This window comes from Shimia sp. Alg240-R146 (genome assembly GCF_947331465.1).
Taxonomy (GTDB): Bacteria; Pseudomonadota; Alphaproteobacteria; order Rhodobacterales; family Rhodobacteraceae; genus Shimia.
Window position 1 is genome coordinate 231,818 of record NZ_CAMZOK010000002.1, and the last position, 14,364, is coordinate 246,181.

Annotated in this window: 16 protein-coding genes; 2 read left to right on the plus strand and 14 right to left on the minus strand. The window is 57.9% G+C overall.

What is annotated here, in order from left to right:
- Position 1: 1 nt before the first annotated feature.
- Positions 2–517: an alkylphosphonate utilization protein gene (locus PG871_RS10320; RefSeq protein WP_270729112.1), complete on the plus strand. Its 516-nt coding sequence runs from the start codon at positions 2–4 to the stop codon at positions 515–517.
- Positions 518–538: 21 nt separating this feature from the next.
- On the opposite strand, the gene dtd is transcribed toward PG871_RS10320, so the two are convergent.
- Genes dtd through cobS form a run of 4 tightly spaced genes read right to left on the minus strand, consistent with a single transcriptional unit; the run spans position 539 to position 4,279 of the window.
- Positions 539–976, minus strand: coding sequence for a D-aminoacyl-tRNA deacylase (dtd, locus tag PG871_RS10325; protein ID WP_270729113.1), 438 nt, complete (start codon positions 974–976; stop codon positions 539–541).
- Positions 976–2,850, minus strand: coding sequence for a cobaltochelatase subunit CobT (gene cobT, locus PG871_RS10330; RefSeq protein ID WP_270729115.1), 1,875 nt, complete (start codon positions 2,848–2,850; stop codon positions 976–978). The genes dtd and cobT overlap by 1 nt, the downstream gene beginning before the upstream one ends.
- Complete coding sequence (locus PG871_RS10335) at positions 2,847–3,281, minus strand: DUF4240 domain-containing protein (protein ID WP_270729116.1); 435 nt, start codon at positions 3,279–3,281, stop codon at positions 2,847–2,849. Before PG871_RS10335 ends, cobT begins: the two co-directional genes overlap by 4 nt.
- Before the next feature lie 11 nt (positions 3,282–3,292).
- Positions 3,293–4,279 carry a cobaltochelatase subunit CobS gene (gene cobS / locus PG871_RS10340; protein WP_270729117.1) on the minus strand — a complete coding sequence of 329 codons (987 nt, stop codon included), beginning with the start codon at positions 4,277–4,279 and terminating at the stop codon, positions 3,293–3,295.
- Between the two features lie 210 nt (positions 4,280–4,489).
- Here cobS and msrB point away from each other — a divergent pair, with 210 nt between their 5' ends.
- Positions 4,490–4,954: a peptide-methionine (R)-S-oxide reductase MsrB gene (gene msrB, locus PG871_RS10345; RefSeq protein ID WP_443020503.1), complete on the plus strand. Its 465-nt coding sequence runs from the start codon at positions 4,490–4,492 to the stop codon at positions 4,952–4,954.
- A gap of 36 nt (positions 4,955–4,990) precedes the next feature.
- On the opposite strand, the gene PG871_RS10350 is transcribed toward msrB, so the two are convergent.
- The 10 genes from PG871_RS10350 to PG871_RS10395 all read right to left on the minus strand — a co-directional run bounded on the left by PG871_RS10350 (position 4,991) and on the right by PG871_RS10395 (position 14,364).
- The gene (locus PG871_RS10350; protein WP_270729120.1) at positions 4,991–5,698 is read right to left on the minus strand and encodes a response regulator transcription factor; all 708 of its coding nucleotides are present in this window, start codon (positions 5,696–5,698) and stop codon (positions 4,991–4,993) included.
- Positions 5,698–5,904: a hypothetical protein gene (locus PG871_RS10355; RefSeq protein ID WP_270729121.1), complete on the minus strand. Its 207-nt coding sequence runs from the start codon at positions 5,902–5,904 to the stop codon at positions 5,698–5,700. Before PG871_RS10355 ends, PG871_RS10350 begins: the two co-directional genes overlap by 1 nt.
- A gap of 201 nt (positions 5,905–6,105) precedes the next feature.
- Positions 6,106–7,119 carry an AraC family transcriptional regulator gene (locus tag PG871_RS10360; RefSeq protein ID WP_270729124.1) on the minus strand — a complete coding sequence of 338 codons (1,014 nt, stop codon included), beginning with the start codon at positions 7,117–7,119 and terminating at the stop codon, positions 6,106–6,108.
- A 111-nt stretch (positions 7,120–7,230) separates the two neighbouring features.
- Positions 7,231–8,781 (minus strand): adenylate/guanylate cyclase domain-containing protein, encoded by a 1,551-nt coding sequence (locus PG871_RS10365; protein WP_270729125.1) that lies wholly within the window; start codon positions 8,779–8,781, stop codon positions 7,231–7,233.
- 68 nt (positions 8,782–8,849) lie between these two features.
- Complete coding sequence (locus tag PG871_RS10370) at positions 8,850–9,473, minus strand: DnaJ domain-containing protein (RefSeq protein WP_270729126.1); 624 nt, start codon at positions 9,471–9,473, stop codon at positions 8,850–8,852.
- A 210-nt stretch (positions 9,474–9,683) separates the two neighbouring features.
- Entirely contained in the window at positions 9,684–10,178 is a 495-nt protein-coding gene (locus PG871_RS10375; RefSeq protein ID WP_270729127.1) for a DUF4177 domain-containing protein, read from the minus strand.
- A gap of 70 nt (positions 10,179–10,248) precedes the next feature.
- Positions 10,249–10,731 (minus strand): thioesterase family protein, encoded by a 483-nt coding sequence (locus PG871_RS10380; RefSeq protein ID WP_270729129.1) that lies wholly within the window; start codon positions 10,729–10,731, stop codon positions 10,249–10,251.
- 176 nt (positions 10,732–10,907) lie between these two features.
- Positions 10,908–12,419: an Asp-tRNA(Asn)/Glu-tRNA(Gln) amidotransferase subunit GatB gene (gene gatB, locus PG871_RS10385; protein WP_270729131.1), complete on the minus strand. Its 1,512-nt coding sequence runs from the start codon at positions 12,417–12,419 to the stop codon at positions 10,908–10,910.
- A 97-nt stretch (positions 12,420–12,516) separates the two neighbouring features.
- The gene (locus PG871_RS10390; RefSeq protein ID WP_270729133.1) at positions 12,517–13,821 is read right to left on the minus strand and encodes a hypothetical protein; all 1,305 of its coding nucleotides are present in this window, start codon (positions 13,819–13,821) and stop codon (positions 12,517–12,519) included.
- Between the two features lie 114 nt (positions 13,822–13,935).
- Positions 13,936–14,364: a hypothetical protein gene (locus tag PG871_RS10395; protein ID WP_152926501.1), complete on the minus strand. Its 429-nt coding sequence runs from the start codon at positions 14,362–14,364 to the stop codon at positions 13,936–13,938.

Here is a 14,364-nt window from a genome sequence, read left to right on the forward strand (position 1 = left end):
CATGAGCACATGCGCAATCTGCGGAGCGGCAGCGACGGATACGGTGGCTGTGGACCCGCGCGACGACGAGGTGGCAGTTTGTGCCACCTGTTTGGGCGGCACCAGCGACAAGCCAACCGATGCGCCGCACTGGCAATGCCTGCATGATGCGATCTGGTCGCCCGAGCCTGCGGTTCAAGTGCTGGCGTGGCGTCTGTTGCAGGGGCTGACCGAGGCGCCTTGGGCGCGGGATCTGCTCGACATCGCTTATCTGGAGCCTGAGGTTCTGGCGTGGGCCGAGGCTGGCATGGCGGAAGAAAGCGATGTGGTGCACCGTGACAGCAACGGTGCAATCTTGGCGGCCGGCGACACAGTGGTGTTGATCAAGGATTTGCCGGTCAAAGGCGCGGGGTTTACCGCGAAACGGGGCACATCCGTGCGGGGCATTTCACTGGTTGCCGACAATGCCGAACACATCGAAGGCCGCGTCGAAAGCCAGCGGATTGTGATCCTGACCAAGTTTGTAAAAAAGAGCTAAGCCGGCCGCGTCGCTATCGGGTCAGATGTCCATCCAGATCGTGATCGGCCCGTCGTTTACCAGTGCAACTTTCATGTCCGCGCCAAACCGGCCGGTTTCCACGGGCACGCCTTGCGCGGTCAGTTGCGCGGCAAAATACTCGTACAACCGTTCACCCTCTTCCGGAGCCGCCGCTGAGGAAAAGCCCGGCCGATTGCCTGAGCGTGTGTCCGCGGCAAGCGTGAACTGTGACACCACCAGCGCGCTGCCGCCAATGTCGAGCACCGAGCGGTTCATCTTGCCCGCGTCATCTTCAAAAATCCGGCATTTGGCAACTTTGGCCGCCAGCTTGTCGGCCTGCGCCTCGGTGTCGCCCTGCATCGCGCAGATTAGGACCAAAAGCCCGGGACCGGAGCGGCCGATGACGTCGCCATCTACCGTTACGGAGGCCTCAGACACCCGTTGCAGCAATGCGCGCATCAGCTCGCCCTTTTGATGCCCATGACCCGCGCCCGCGCGCGTGGATCGCTGTCAAACAGCGCCGCCAATTGTTCTGTCATCGCACCGGCCAGCTGTTCCACGTCGGTGATGGTGACGGCGCGATCATAATAGCGGGTCACATCGTGGCCGATCCCAATCGCCAGCAATTCAACCTGTTTGCGCTTTTCCACCATCGCAATCACATCGCGCAGGTGTTTTTCTAGATAGTTCGCAGGGTTCACCGACAGCGTGCTGTCGTCCACCGGCGCGCCATCCGAGATCACCATCAGAATTTTGCGTTGCTCAGGCCGTGCAGCCATACGGCGGTGCGCCCATTCCAGCGCCTCACCGTCGATGTTTTCCTTGAGCAGCCCTTCTTTCATCATCAGGCCGAGATTTGGTCGCACACGACGCCAAGGTGCGTCTGCTTTCTTGTAGATGATGTGGCGCAGATCGTTCAGGCGTCCGGGTTGCTGGGGGCGACCTTCGTTCAGCCATTTTTCCCGTGCCAAACCGCCTTTCCAAGCCTTGGTGGTAAAGCCCAGAATTTCGACCTTTACGTTGCAGCGCTCAAGGGTGCGCGCCAGAACGTCGGCACAAATTGCGGCGATCGAGATCGGACGTCCGCGCATCGATCCCGAGTTGTCCAAGAGCAGCGTCACAACGGTGTCGCGGAATTCAGTGTCTTTCTCGATCTTGAAGCTCAGCGGTGTGGTGGGGTTGGCCACAACCCGCGCCAGTCGGCCCGCGTCCAGAATGCCTTCTTCTAGGTCAAACTCCCAACTGCGGTTTTGCTGCGCCTGAAGACGGCGTTGCAGCTTGTTGGCCAAACGGCTCACCGCGCCCTTAAGCGGCTCTAGCTGCTGGTCGAGATAGGCGCGCAGGCGTTCCAATTCGGCTGGTTCAGCCAGATCTTCGGCGGCAATTTCTTCGTCGTTTTCGCCGTCATACACCAGATAGTCGGGATCAGCGTCCGACACCGGCGGTGGGGGCGGGGGATCGAGTGGAGCCTCGCCATCAGGCATTTCGGCCTCGTCCGACATTTCCTCGTCGGCCATGTCATCCATCGTGACTTGCGCCTCGGACATGTCCTGCTGTTCTTCCTGTGCCTGCTCGGGGCTGGCTTCGGCGTCTTCGTCTTCGCTGTCGTCCTGACCCTGGCTGTCGGGATCTTCCTGCTCTTCGGCCTGATCCTCTGCGTCATCCTGCTCGTCGTCGATCTCGTCCGGATCATCGCCAAGCTGGTCGCCATAGCCGAGATCATCGATGATCTGACGGGCGAATTTGGCAAAGCTCTGTTGATCGTTCAGCAGGTCTTGTATGTCGTCCAGATGGTCTCCGGCGCTTTGTTCGATATAGCCGCGCCACAGGTTCATGACATTAGCGGCAGAGCGGGGCAGGTCGCGGCCTGTTGCCAGATGGCGCACCAGATATCCGGCGGCCACCGCCAGCGGTGCGTCCTCGGTTGAGGTCATTTCGCCATAACCGCGTCCGTTGGCTTCGTGGCTGATTTTCACGTCGATATTGGAAGCCGTGCCCGGCATGTCGCGCGCGCCCATGGCCTCGCAGCGCGCGGTTTCCATTGCCTCATAAAGGTCCCGCGCGATGCCCTGTCCGGGGGCATAACGCATGTGGGTGTTGATGTCGTGATACTTGCGCTGCATCGCCAGCGCGTCCGCGGTGCCACGGGCCAGCAGAACCTCGTCGCGGCTCATACGGCGGGTGACCTGCGGCAAGCGCATTGCATCGCCCGACACGCCTGAAGGGTCCACCGTGTAGGTGATGGACAGTTCAGGGTCGTTGGCCATGACTTTGGTGGCTTCCGCGAGGGCCTTTTTGAACGGATCTGCGGGGTTGTCGGACTTGGTACTCATTTTGCCCACCCTTCTTCGTTGGAGAAGCTCTCTATATCCACAGTGGCCTCGCGCGGAAATTCCAGACCGGTGACTGTAGAATACGCTTCATCCGCGACATACAGCAAACCCTCAAGCCACTTCGTAGAGCGTTTAGGAAACGCCTTTGGGTTCCTCAATACAGCTTCATAGTCTTGTTTACCTTGCGCTACGACCATCAAACGGGTGTAGAGAAAAGTATCTGATAAACCGGGAAACCAGCTAAACCGGCGATAGTGTTTTCTTGTGTCCAGCGCATAAGTTTTCTGGGCCAAATACTCAAAGAAGCCATGAATGTCAGCTTCGGTCTGTTTCGAAAGCTCAGCAACCAGCGGCTCAAAGTCTGTCGACTCATCTTGCCGTTTGGTGCCTTCGATTCTTTCAATCAATGACCAGAAACGCGTTTCATTCATGGCATCTGCAATTACCCAAGGGCCGCATTTGCAGCGCTCTCAGGCAGCTCTTCGTCAAAACAACGCTGATAGAACTCGGCAACAGTCTGGCGCTCCAGCTCGTCACATTTGTTCAGGAAGCTCAGGCGGAAGGCATAGCCCACATCGCGGAAGATTTCCGAGTTGGCCGCCCAGTTGATCACGGTCCGCGGGCTCATGACGGTCGACAGATCGCCGTTCATGAACGCGGTGCGTGTCAGGTCGGCCACGGTCACCATCTGCGCCACGGTCTTGCGACCCTCGGCGGTGTTGTAGTGCGGCGCCTTAGACAGCACGATTGCGGATTCCGCATCGTGGCTGAGGTAGTTCAGCGTCGACACCAGAGACCAGCGGTCCATCTGGGCTTGGTTGATCTGTTGCGTGCCGTGATACAGGCCTGTTGTGTCGCCAAGACCGACAGTGTTGGCGGTGGCAAACAGGCGGAAATACGGGTTTGGCGTGATGACTTCGTTCTGATCCAACAGGGTCAGCTTGCCGTCATGCTCCAGCACGCGCTGGATCACAAACATAACGTCGGCACGTCCGGCGTCATATTCGTCAAACACAATCGCGGTCGGGTTGCGCAGTGCCCAAGGTAGGATGCCTTCGTGGAATTCGGTGACCTGCATGCCGTCGCGCAGTTTGATCGCGTCTTTGCCGATCAGATCGATCCGGCTGATGTGGCTGTCGAGGTTCACACGCACGGTGGGCCAGTTCAGGCGGGCGGCAACCTGTTCGATGTGGGTCGATTTACCGGTGCCGTGATAGCCTTGGATCATGACGCGGCGGTTGTAGCCAAAGCCTGCAAGGATCGCCATCGTGGTCTCGGGATCAAACTTGTAGGTTGGGTCAACCTCCGGCACGCGGGCTGTGCGCTCGGCAAAGCCTTTGATCTTCATGTTGCTGTCGATGCCGAAGACCTCGCGCACGTCGATGTCTTCGGTGGGTTTTGCGTTCGCTTCGATCATACCGTCGGCCATGTGTGTCGTCCTTGTTGTTGGCCTGCGCAATATCAGGCCGAAATCCACCGGCCATTGGTGCCTCAATCCGGCGCTGATCGCAAGGGCATCTGCTCCAAAGATACGCGGCGTTGTCATGAAACTCACGCAGCCGTGCGCGGGGTTTAATTGCACGCGCCATGTGGCGGGGGCAGAATGTCTCAAACAAGGAGAAACACGATGCCCGTATCCCTGAGCCGTCGCAATGTTTTGTTTGGTGCTGCTGCGCTGACTGTCTTGCCAAATTTTGCTTTGGCCGCCGCATTCGAAGTCACCCGTACGGACGCTGAATGGCGCGCCATGCTGACGCCCCTGCAATACAAAGTCATGCGCAAGGAAAGCACCGAACGGGCAGGATCCTCGCCTCTGGACAAGGTTTATGACAAAGGTGTCTACCACTGCCGCGGCTGCGATCTGAAGCTGTACAGTTCGCGCCACAAGTATGACAGTGGCACCGGCTGGCCAAGTTTTTACAAATCGCTCAACAACGCGATTGGCACGAAAAACGATCGCAAATTGCTAAGGGTGCGCACCGAATGCCATTGCCGTCGCTGCGGTAGCCATTTGGGGCATATTTTCAACGATGGTCCGAAACCAACCGGCAAGCGGCATTGCCTGAACGGCGTATCTTTGGTGTTCAAGCCGGCCGAAAGCTGAACCTGCGTCCGCTTCCGGCGTATTTGCCGCAGCCTTTTAGGCGGCCACTTGATTTTGCTGTTGGGAAAACCGGTAACCAAGACCGTAGAGCGTTTCGATGTTGTCGAAATCGGGATCGGCTTTGCGCAGTTTCATGCGCAATCTCTTGATTTGGCTGTCAATACAACGGTCAGTGACGCCCAGATCAGTACCGTAGGCCGCATCAAGAATTCGCGCGCGTTCGAGAACGGTTCCAGGGCGGTCCGCCAACGTCCAAAGCACATTGAACTCGGTAGCGGTGAGCGCCACTTCACATCCGTTCCAGCGCACCTCATGGCTGTCACGGTCCATCATCAGTGGGCCGCGCATCATGCGGGACGTGAGCACAGGGCCTGTCGCCGATTGCCGAACCCGCCGCAAAATAGCGCGCACCCGTTCCAATACAACGCGCGGCGCGCCGGGTTTTCGGATGTAGTCATCGGCGCCCAAATGTAGCCCATAGGCTTCTTCGGTGTCAGACCGCGCATCGCTGAGCAGGATCACCGGCAGGTTGTTGGCCTGGCGCAACCGGCGCAGCAGGTCGAGACCACTGGTGCCGGGCAAGTCCGTATTCATCACCAAAAGCGCATTCAAAGGATTGGAGATGTCGCGTAAGGCCACGTCGCCGTCCACAAAGCTGAGCACGCGGTGCCCGTCGCTTTCCAACAGTCGGCTCAAGGTCGCAAGTGTGGAGCGATCCCCGTCCACCAGAACAATCTGTGCCATTATGCGGCCCTCGCTGAACGCTGCGGAGTGCCTCCGGTCGTGGCGGTCATATAGATGTCTGCCATGGCGTGATCGAACCGGGTTTCGCGCTGCTTCAAGGCGCGGCGCGCGTAATGCGCACGTAGTCCGGTCCAGAGCGCGAGCAACGTACCGGGTTTGACAATGGGGCGACCCTGATGAGGGGCCGAAAGCGACAATGTGGTCATGCGAAATCCTCCGAAAAGCGGCGCACAAGTGAAATGTGACGTAGACCAATCGGGGCTGGGCGGCTTAACCTTTTGGTCACACTTCATCTAAGTGCGTTAACCATTGTGGCATTGCGCGAAACGGACAGGGTTTTGTGAGTTTAAGCCAAACTGCGGTGGGGGCGGCTTGTGGCGGCGGGTCAAAGACCGATCAGAGCTGCGTTAAACAGGTCGCCTTTGGTCACCTGGTGCATGGCCGGTCCAGCGTTTGAAGGCCGAGGAAAAGCTGCTGACATCCGAGTAGCCCAGCAAAAAGGCGATCTCTGTCTGGCTCATGGCGACATCTTTCAGGTACCGTTCCGCCAGCGATTTGCGCAGGTTGGACAGGACTTTCTGATAGGTGGTTTCCACGTCGGCCAAACGCCGGGCCAGAGTGCGACTGCTCATCCCCAGATCGTGCGAGACGGTTTCAATGTTGGCCTGTCCGCTGGAGAGGCGATCAACAATGGATTTCTCTACGCGCAGACGAATGTCGTCGCGGTTTTGCGGGGTTTGCGCCAGAACCATATCGCAATGATTGCGCAAGATCGCATAAAGCGCATTGTCCGCCGTCTGCAGCTCAAGATCGAGGTCCGCCTTATAAAGCCGCAACTCGTTGTGCGGGGCATCAAATCGGACGGGGCAATTCAGGAACGAGGTGAAGGCGTCTTGGTTCGTGGCCCGATGGTGGCAAAATGTGACCTCCAAAATGCGCGGAGAACGTTTCAAGATGTTGCGGATACCGCTGACGAATTGGACCGCCTGTGCTTCCATGACATACCCGCTGTCCACTTTGGCCGGCAGCCGCGCATCCCAGCGAAAAAACCCGTGACGGTCCAGATCGCTCACATCGACATTCACCGCATCTGAAAAGGTCCGTTGATAGCGGGCGATGTTTTCCAGAAAATCGCGCAGCGTGGGCGCACTGCGGCCCAAATAGCCGATGAGGCCAAGACGTTTGAACTGCCGAACCTGCGCCCATTTGAAATGTATCAGATCGTCGCCTGTCAGGGCCACAGCCCGCCGCATGACTTCGGCGCTGACGGTCAGCGGTGCCCTGGCCTCGGATGGGGTGATGTCGGCAAGGGTTACGCCAGTCCCGCCCAAAAGCTGGTGTTCGCTATAGCCGAGACCCTGCAAATGAAGAACAAAATCGCGGGTCAGGGCGGCCAAGTGTAGATACTTTGTCTCGTTCATACCGCTACATCACCGCAGATTGCGTCAGTTTTCAAGAAAATCGGCTCAACCAAATGTATAAACCGTGCGCACTGACAAATTCCAGCCAAGCGAAGGTGCGCCGATTTTTGGCTAGTCGCCGGATTTCCGTGCCAGTTCGGCATTGACGGCGCGGGCAATTGCCTCGCGCGTGCTGGTGTCGATGCCCTGTAAATCCACAACTAGCATGTCGCCGTCTTTGTGCGTGCTGATGGCAACATTGGATTTGGGCTCGCGAATGACCCGATACGGGGTGATCTCGCGCGAGATGCCCTTGAACCGTTGCGGCGCAAGCGGTTCGGCCTCGATCAAATCATGGGCATGGGCAAAGGTTTCATAGCTCATCACAATGCCGCCAGGTTCAGCGATGCTTTCAAGACGCGCGGCAAGGTTCGCCTCCGCCCCGATGATTGTGTAATCCATCCGCGTGTCAGAGCCAAAGTTGCCGACGTTGCAATAGCCGGTGTTCAGACCCATCCGCGCGCGAAACGGGTGTTCCAGCCCGTTCTGACGCCACACGGTTTCCAGCTCTTCCAGCCGATCCTGCATCGCCAAAGCCATGCGCACACAGGCGCGTGCGTCCTCGGCTGGGCCATTTGTGCTTGGATCGCCAAAGAACGCCACAATGGCATCGCCGATGAACTTGTCGATGGTGGCACCGTGATCTTGCGCGATGCGGCTCATCTCGGTGAAATACTCGTTGAGCAGGGCCGTCAGCTCTTCGGGCTGCATGCGCTCGGTCGTGGCAGTGAAATCCTTGATGTCGGAGAAGAACACCGTCAGCTTTTTGCGTTCCGTGGTCAGCGACACGTCACGTTCGCCGGCAAAGATGGATTTATAGACCTGCGGTTCCAGATATTTGGACACTTTGGCCGACACATCCGCCAGAAAGTTGTTATTGGCGCTCAGCTCGTCATTGATGGTCGCGAAATTGCGCGCCAGTCGGAACTGCATCATCGCAAACAGGATACCGCCGCCGCCAGCCAGCACCAGATAGGTCAACAACCAGCGAAACGCCCAGATGTTTTGCGCGATCGGCTGATGGATGGTCACCACCTGCACGCCGCGCACATCGCCCTCGGCCCAATCGATCTTGGTGCTTTCGGGGTGGCTGTTGTGACACGCCACGCAGGCCTCTGTCATGCGGATCGGGGTGGCGACTGTAACGGAATGATCTAGAAAACTGCCACCTTCCTCGTTCATGATTTCGCCCATTTCGGGGGCGGCGCGAAACGTGTCGATTGCGTGGATCTCAAACGCAGTCAGTTCGTGGGGCGCGCGATTTGTGAACGGAAAATCGGACACAAACCGGTAGGTGACCGAGGTATCCGCGTCCGCCAGTTTGGCGCCAAGTTCCAACGACAACGTCGCGGGGATCGGCACTGCACCAGGAGTTTGCGCATAATTGTGCAAGGCCTGCGTGTTGCCGTCGTGGTGCAAAATGCGGTCGATGACGTTTTCAGCGTAGTAGCCCCGCACCGCCGTCAGCACCGCGTTCATGCTGCTGCTTTGACGCTCCATTGCGCGATGGCTAAGGGCGTCCATGTCCTGCCACAGCGCCAGCGGCAATCCCAGCAACGCCAGAAACACCAGACCCAACACCCACGACGGGTGCGTCATCAAGATTTTACCGATGCGTTCCATCCCACTGGTCCCGCCCTATTTCCCAATTGGAAAAGGGCACATCTTCAGGGGCTTGGCAAGCGCCGCTGTTATTTGAAGTTGCGGCTTTCCTTGATCTGGTCCCATGCCCAGACCACTTCTTGCAGCTGTTCTTCCTGACTGCGGTCGCCGCCGTTCATGTCAGGGTGCAGCACTTTGATGAGCTTTTTGTATGCCTTGCGCACTTCGGCCTTGGTCCAGCTGTCCTTGGCCTCAAGGATGTCGATGGCGCGTCGCTCGGTGGGCGGCAAACGTTTGGACACACCGCCGTTTTTGCCGGGGTTTTGCGTGGCGTTGCCGCCCAGAACCTGATGCGGATCCTCAATGCCAAGTCGTGCCCATGCACGCGCCTCGGGGTCGGTGAACTTGGTGGTTTCGCGCTCCCAGACCTTGTCTTTGGAATTCTGCGCATTGACCTCGGCCTCGGTCTGGCCGTCAAAGAAATTCCATTTCAGGTTATACTCGCGCACGTGGTCTTTGCAGAACCACTTGAATTCGTCCAGAACATCCGGCGCGCGCGGTGCACGGTACTTGCCGTCCTCTTGGCAGCCCTCGTGTTCGCACACCCGCACAGAGGTCTCGGACGCACCTGACATGCTGCGCCGGCCGCGCGGGTTTTTCTTCTTTGCGGTTTTAACCGACATATCGAAACCGAAGGGATCTGATTTGGTCATGTGCGCACCTATTCGACTCGGAGAAGAGATATTAGCGAAACCGACGGGAGATTGAAGGGGCAGAACGCAGAAAAAAGGGTGGAAATCCGCCCGACACAATAATTTCATCTCTGGGGTTTGCGCCCGTGCGCGCAAAATCGCCTTTAGGCCAACATCGCAGGCAGGCCGAGCAAGAAGCGGATCGCTGACACCGCCGACATAAAAAATCCGCTAGGTTGGATCCGCCGGTTCCGAGCGTTTCTTGATCGCATCAGCAATGTCTGTGACATCGGCACTTTCGTCGGATGACCCACTTGCGCTGAGAGAGTCCACCGCGCGTTCCGGCGACACTTCGGAATCAGGCTCCTGCGATGGTTCGGTGAGCGGCGGCTCACGGTCGCTGGCAGCAGCGGCAATGGCTCCGACTGCAGGCGCGGGCAATTCTGCCGCCTTGGGGTGTTCCAGTTCCTTGGGCTGAAAGGCGCTGGCGTCGTCGGCGCGCGGGCGGCGAAAGACCATGACGCTGCGGTATTTCGTGGCTGTCGACGTCAGCCCGCTGCGCTCTTCGCTGGGCAGCGTCTCGGTGCGCAAAAACTCCCAGCCGTCTGCGGCCAGTGTGTTCATCGCGGCTTCAAGTGCGTTGGCAAACCGTCCCTCTGAGCTGCGCACGCCACGTGCCTTTTGCCCTTTGGAGGGGGCTGGTACCACTTTGTACTCGTAGATCATTTTGAAATCGCTTTACCCATCGCGGCCTTGCTGGCGCACGTGGGTTCATACCCTTTCCTACGCTGCAGTCTCAAGCTTTTTTAGGAATGCCCATGACACGGCCGACGCGTTCGGGCTTGGGCAAAACGGAATGCGCTTTGTGAAGGGCGCTCACGTTGGCCAGAATATCGGCGGGCATAGGCGCCACCCGCGGCCCACTTTGGTCTATGTGCAACCCGATGCCTTCACCGCTGGCCGACAGCCAGCCGTCTTCGTGCCAAAGTTCCTGATAGAAATGCAGGCGCTTTTCGTCAAAATCCAACAGGTGGAACGTGGCGCGCACCTTGTCCCCAAGATGTAGCTCTCGCAGATAACAAAGGTGAAATTCTGCCGAGAACGTCGTGTTGCCCGTACGCTCGCGGTAGTCCGGGCCAAAACCCATCTCAAGCCAGATCTGATCCACACCACGATCAAACAGCACGTTGTAAAACGCCATATTCAAATGGCCATTATAGTCCAGCCATGATTTGTCGATATCCATCCATGTGGATGTGAACGGGGCGTCTAGGTTCATCGTCTGTCCTTTCAGTTGGCAGGGTTATGCCCAACGCGTGGCAGAAGGAGCAATGCTGAAATGGCTCTGTGACGTGGCGGATATGGCATGTTTCGCAAGTCCGCAGTGACACAATCTAAAACGTCGACGCCATTTCTGACGCCGACGCAATACAGTCGTGATACAGCCGCCGAAAATCAGTCGTTTAGTTTCTTCGCAACCAGCTCATTCACAGCCTTTGGATTGGCTTTGCCACCGGTGGCTTTCATAACCTGACCGACAAACCAGCCCGCAAGTTTGGGGTTGATTTTGGCCTTCTCAACCTGCGCGGGGTTGGCCGCGATGATCTCATCCAACGCGGTTTCGATCGCGCCAGTGTCCGTCACCTGCTTCATGCCACGCTCTTCAACGATCTGCGCGGGGTCACCGCCTTCGGTGTAGACGATTTCAAACAAGTCTTTTGCGATCTTGCCGGAAATGGCGTCAGAGCCGATGAGGTCCAGAATGCCACCCAATTGCGCGGGTGAAATCGGGCTTTCGGTGATCGCGTGCTCTTCTTTTTTCAGACGGCCAAACAGCTCGTTGATGACCCAGTTTGCAGCTAGCTTGCCGTTGCGCCCTTCGGCCACGGCCTCAAAGAAGTCTGCATTCTCCTTTTCCGCCGTCAGCACCGATGCGTCATATTCGGACAGGCCGAAGTCGCTGATAAAGCGGTTCTTTTTCTGGTCCGGCAGCTCGGGCAAGTTGGTGGCAATGTCGTCCACCCAGCCTTGCTCGATCTCCAGCGGCAGCAGATCGGGGTCGGGGAAGTAGCGGTAATCATGCGCTTCTTCCTTGGAGCGCATGGACCGTGTTTCGTTGCGGTCCGCGTCATACAGGCGGGTTTCCTGATCGACTTTGCCACCGCCCTCGACGATTTTGATCTGGCGCTCGGCCTCGACCATGATTGCCATCTGGATGAAGCGCATGGAGTTCATGTTCTTGATCTCGCAGCGGGTGCCAAGGTGATCAAAATCTTGGGTTTCCATGTATTTTTCGTACTGACCCGGACGGCAGATCGAAACGTTCACATCCGCGCGCAGGTTGCCGTTTTGCATGTTACCATCACAGGTGCCGAGATAGCGCAGAATCTGGCGCAGCTTGAGAACATAGGCCGCGGCCTCTTCGGGGCTGCGGATGTCGGGGCGGCTGACGATCTCCATCAGCGCCACACCGGTCCGGTTCAGATCGACAAACGACAGGTTCGGATCCATGTCGTGCACCGATTTGCCTGCGTCCTGCTCAAGGTGGATGCGCTCCACGCGCACCAAGCGAGCGACACCAGGTTCCATGTCCACGAGGATTTCGCCTTCGCCAACGATGGGTTCATAGAGCTGGCTGATCTGGTAGCCCTGCGGCAGGTCAGGATAGAAATAGTTCTTGCGATCAAACGCCGATTTCAAGTGGATTTCCGCGTTCAGGCCAAGGCCGGTGCGTACCGCCTGCTCTACACAGAACTCATTGATAACAGGAAGCATTCCGGGCATTGCGGAGTCAACGAACGCCACGTTTGAGTTGGGCTCATTGCCAAATTTCGTGGACGCGCCGGAGAAGAGTTTCGCATTGGAAGAAACCTGTGCGTGTACCTCCATGCCGATGACCAGTTCCCAGTCATGCTTGGCGCCCGCGATCACTTTGGGCTTGGGGGTCTCATATGTCAGGTCGAGCATCGCTCAGGCTCCTTGAATCTATGGCTGGTCTGCGTTCTAGGCCAGCCACGTCAGAGGAGCAAGAGGGCAGGTGATTTCCCGCCCTTCTCTGGTGCGATCAAGGGTTAATCTGGGTGATGCCTTCGGGCGTGAAATAGACGGTCTGCCCGTTTTGCAGGCCAGTCATAAAGGGCAAAGCCACTGCGTGCAGCGCGATATCCTTGCCTTTGGCTGCAAGCCGCTCGCGCGAAATGATGCGCGAGGTGTTTTCAAATCCGATTTCGGCATGCCCCCAGATCAGAGGGTGAATTTCGCGCAAGTGGTCGTGCACCACCATGTCAAAGCCTTCGCGCAGGGCCGGCGGCAGGTCGGAGCGGAAGCCGGTGTCGCTGTATTGTTCGCGTGCATGTTGCCAGCTGCGGAACAAATGCGCCGCCATCAGATTGGCGGAGTGCTGATCGCCGCGACGGCTGAGTGCGTCGTCCACACCGTCTAAAAAGTATTCGATTTCAACCATTTCTAGCCCGCGTGGGTCCACCAGAAGCGCGTCAAACCAAACCCAGGCATAGGCGCCTGCGCCCCACAAATCATAAGTGCGCGCAGCGATGCGGCGGGCATGCAGGTCGAGTTGGTCAAAGTCACCATACCAGCGGGGCAGCATATAGTTGCCAAGCGCCCGCATATGGCGCGGATTAGTTGGGTCCAGAGCGATCAGCGCTTCAAACTCAGCGCACAACTTTTCTGCAGGGTTGGTCTGGCCGGGCAGCAAAGCGCAGCGCGCCGCGGACAGGGCAGGCGAATGGTGCGCAGTCGGGCAGAAGCGGTTTAGAATGACTTCTGCACGTTCAAAATGGGCATGAAAGGCTTCGCGGTTCAGTTCACGCACGTCTTCTTTGGCCGCCGCGCCGCGCCATGCCCAACCGATGTCGATGTGCATATGCGCCACGATCAGCGCAAGCGGGTAGCTGTCAGGGTGATCCTCGAGCATATATTCCAGCGCCTCGATGCCGGAAAAGAAATCCGCGCCTCGGGCGGGGTGACCATGCAACAGGGCATGCTCAGCAGCGCGGACAACATCAGAACGCGCGCCAAACAGCATCAGTTCAGCTAATGGCGTTCCGGCCGAGGTGGTCGTGCGATTCTGGTCATACGTGCGGATCTGATCCTCAAGATCTCCCCAGCGTTCCTGCCGGGCCAGAAACAAGCCCTGATCCCGGGACTGATCGCTTTCGAGCTGATCCGGTGTGGTCGTGTTGATCGGGATTTGCAGGCGGTGCAACAGGTCCTTAACGGTCTTGTTGCCGTCCGCTTGCACGTCGGAGTCGCCTTCTTTGTCGCTACCATAAATGGTCTGCGACAATTTCTTCAGCGTCGGCTCTGCCGCGGAAGACACGTTCGTTTTGTCCAACGAAAAGAATTTCATTAAGGTCTGCTCCTGTTCTTGCGTCTAGGATGCAGTCCCACTTAGGCCAAAGTTGGGCGCCAAGTTGAAATCATGCGGTCATGATGGCCTTGCCAGCGCCCAATTTACCTATGGTCAAATAACCCGGAAATGATGGCGGTCAACCGGGATATCATAGGCCTCAAGCGTGGCCTGTAGACGGTCCGGTGATGGCAAAACATCGTTTGGAATCCGTACCTTGGAGCCATCAACCATCTGCAGAGTTGCGCGGACCGAAATGTCCAGACGGGTGTCAAAACGGGCTGATCGGATTTGATCGGTGCGCATTTCTGCCTCTTGTGTGGCGCTTTTCCACCTCAGCACGCCGTCGGCTAAGGAGAATGTTGAAACCGGGTTGAGCATCACATCAATCAACGCGGGTACTGCAAAGATGCCCAGAATGGCGAGAATCCAAGTGACTGTGCCAACAGCCTTGAGACCCGCCAGCACAAGTACGGCCAACCCAAGCGCCATGACCGTGCGGCGGTTGCGCCCGAAGTGGGTGAACGTCAACGGTTCGGGCAT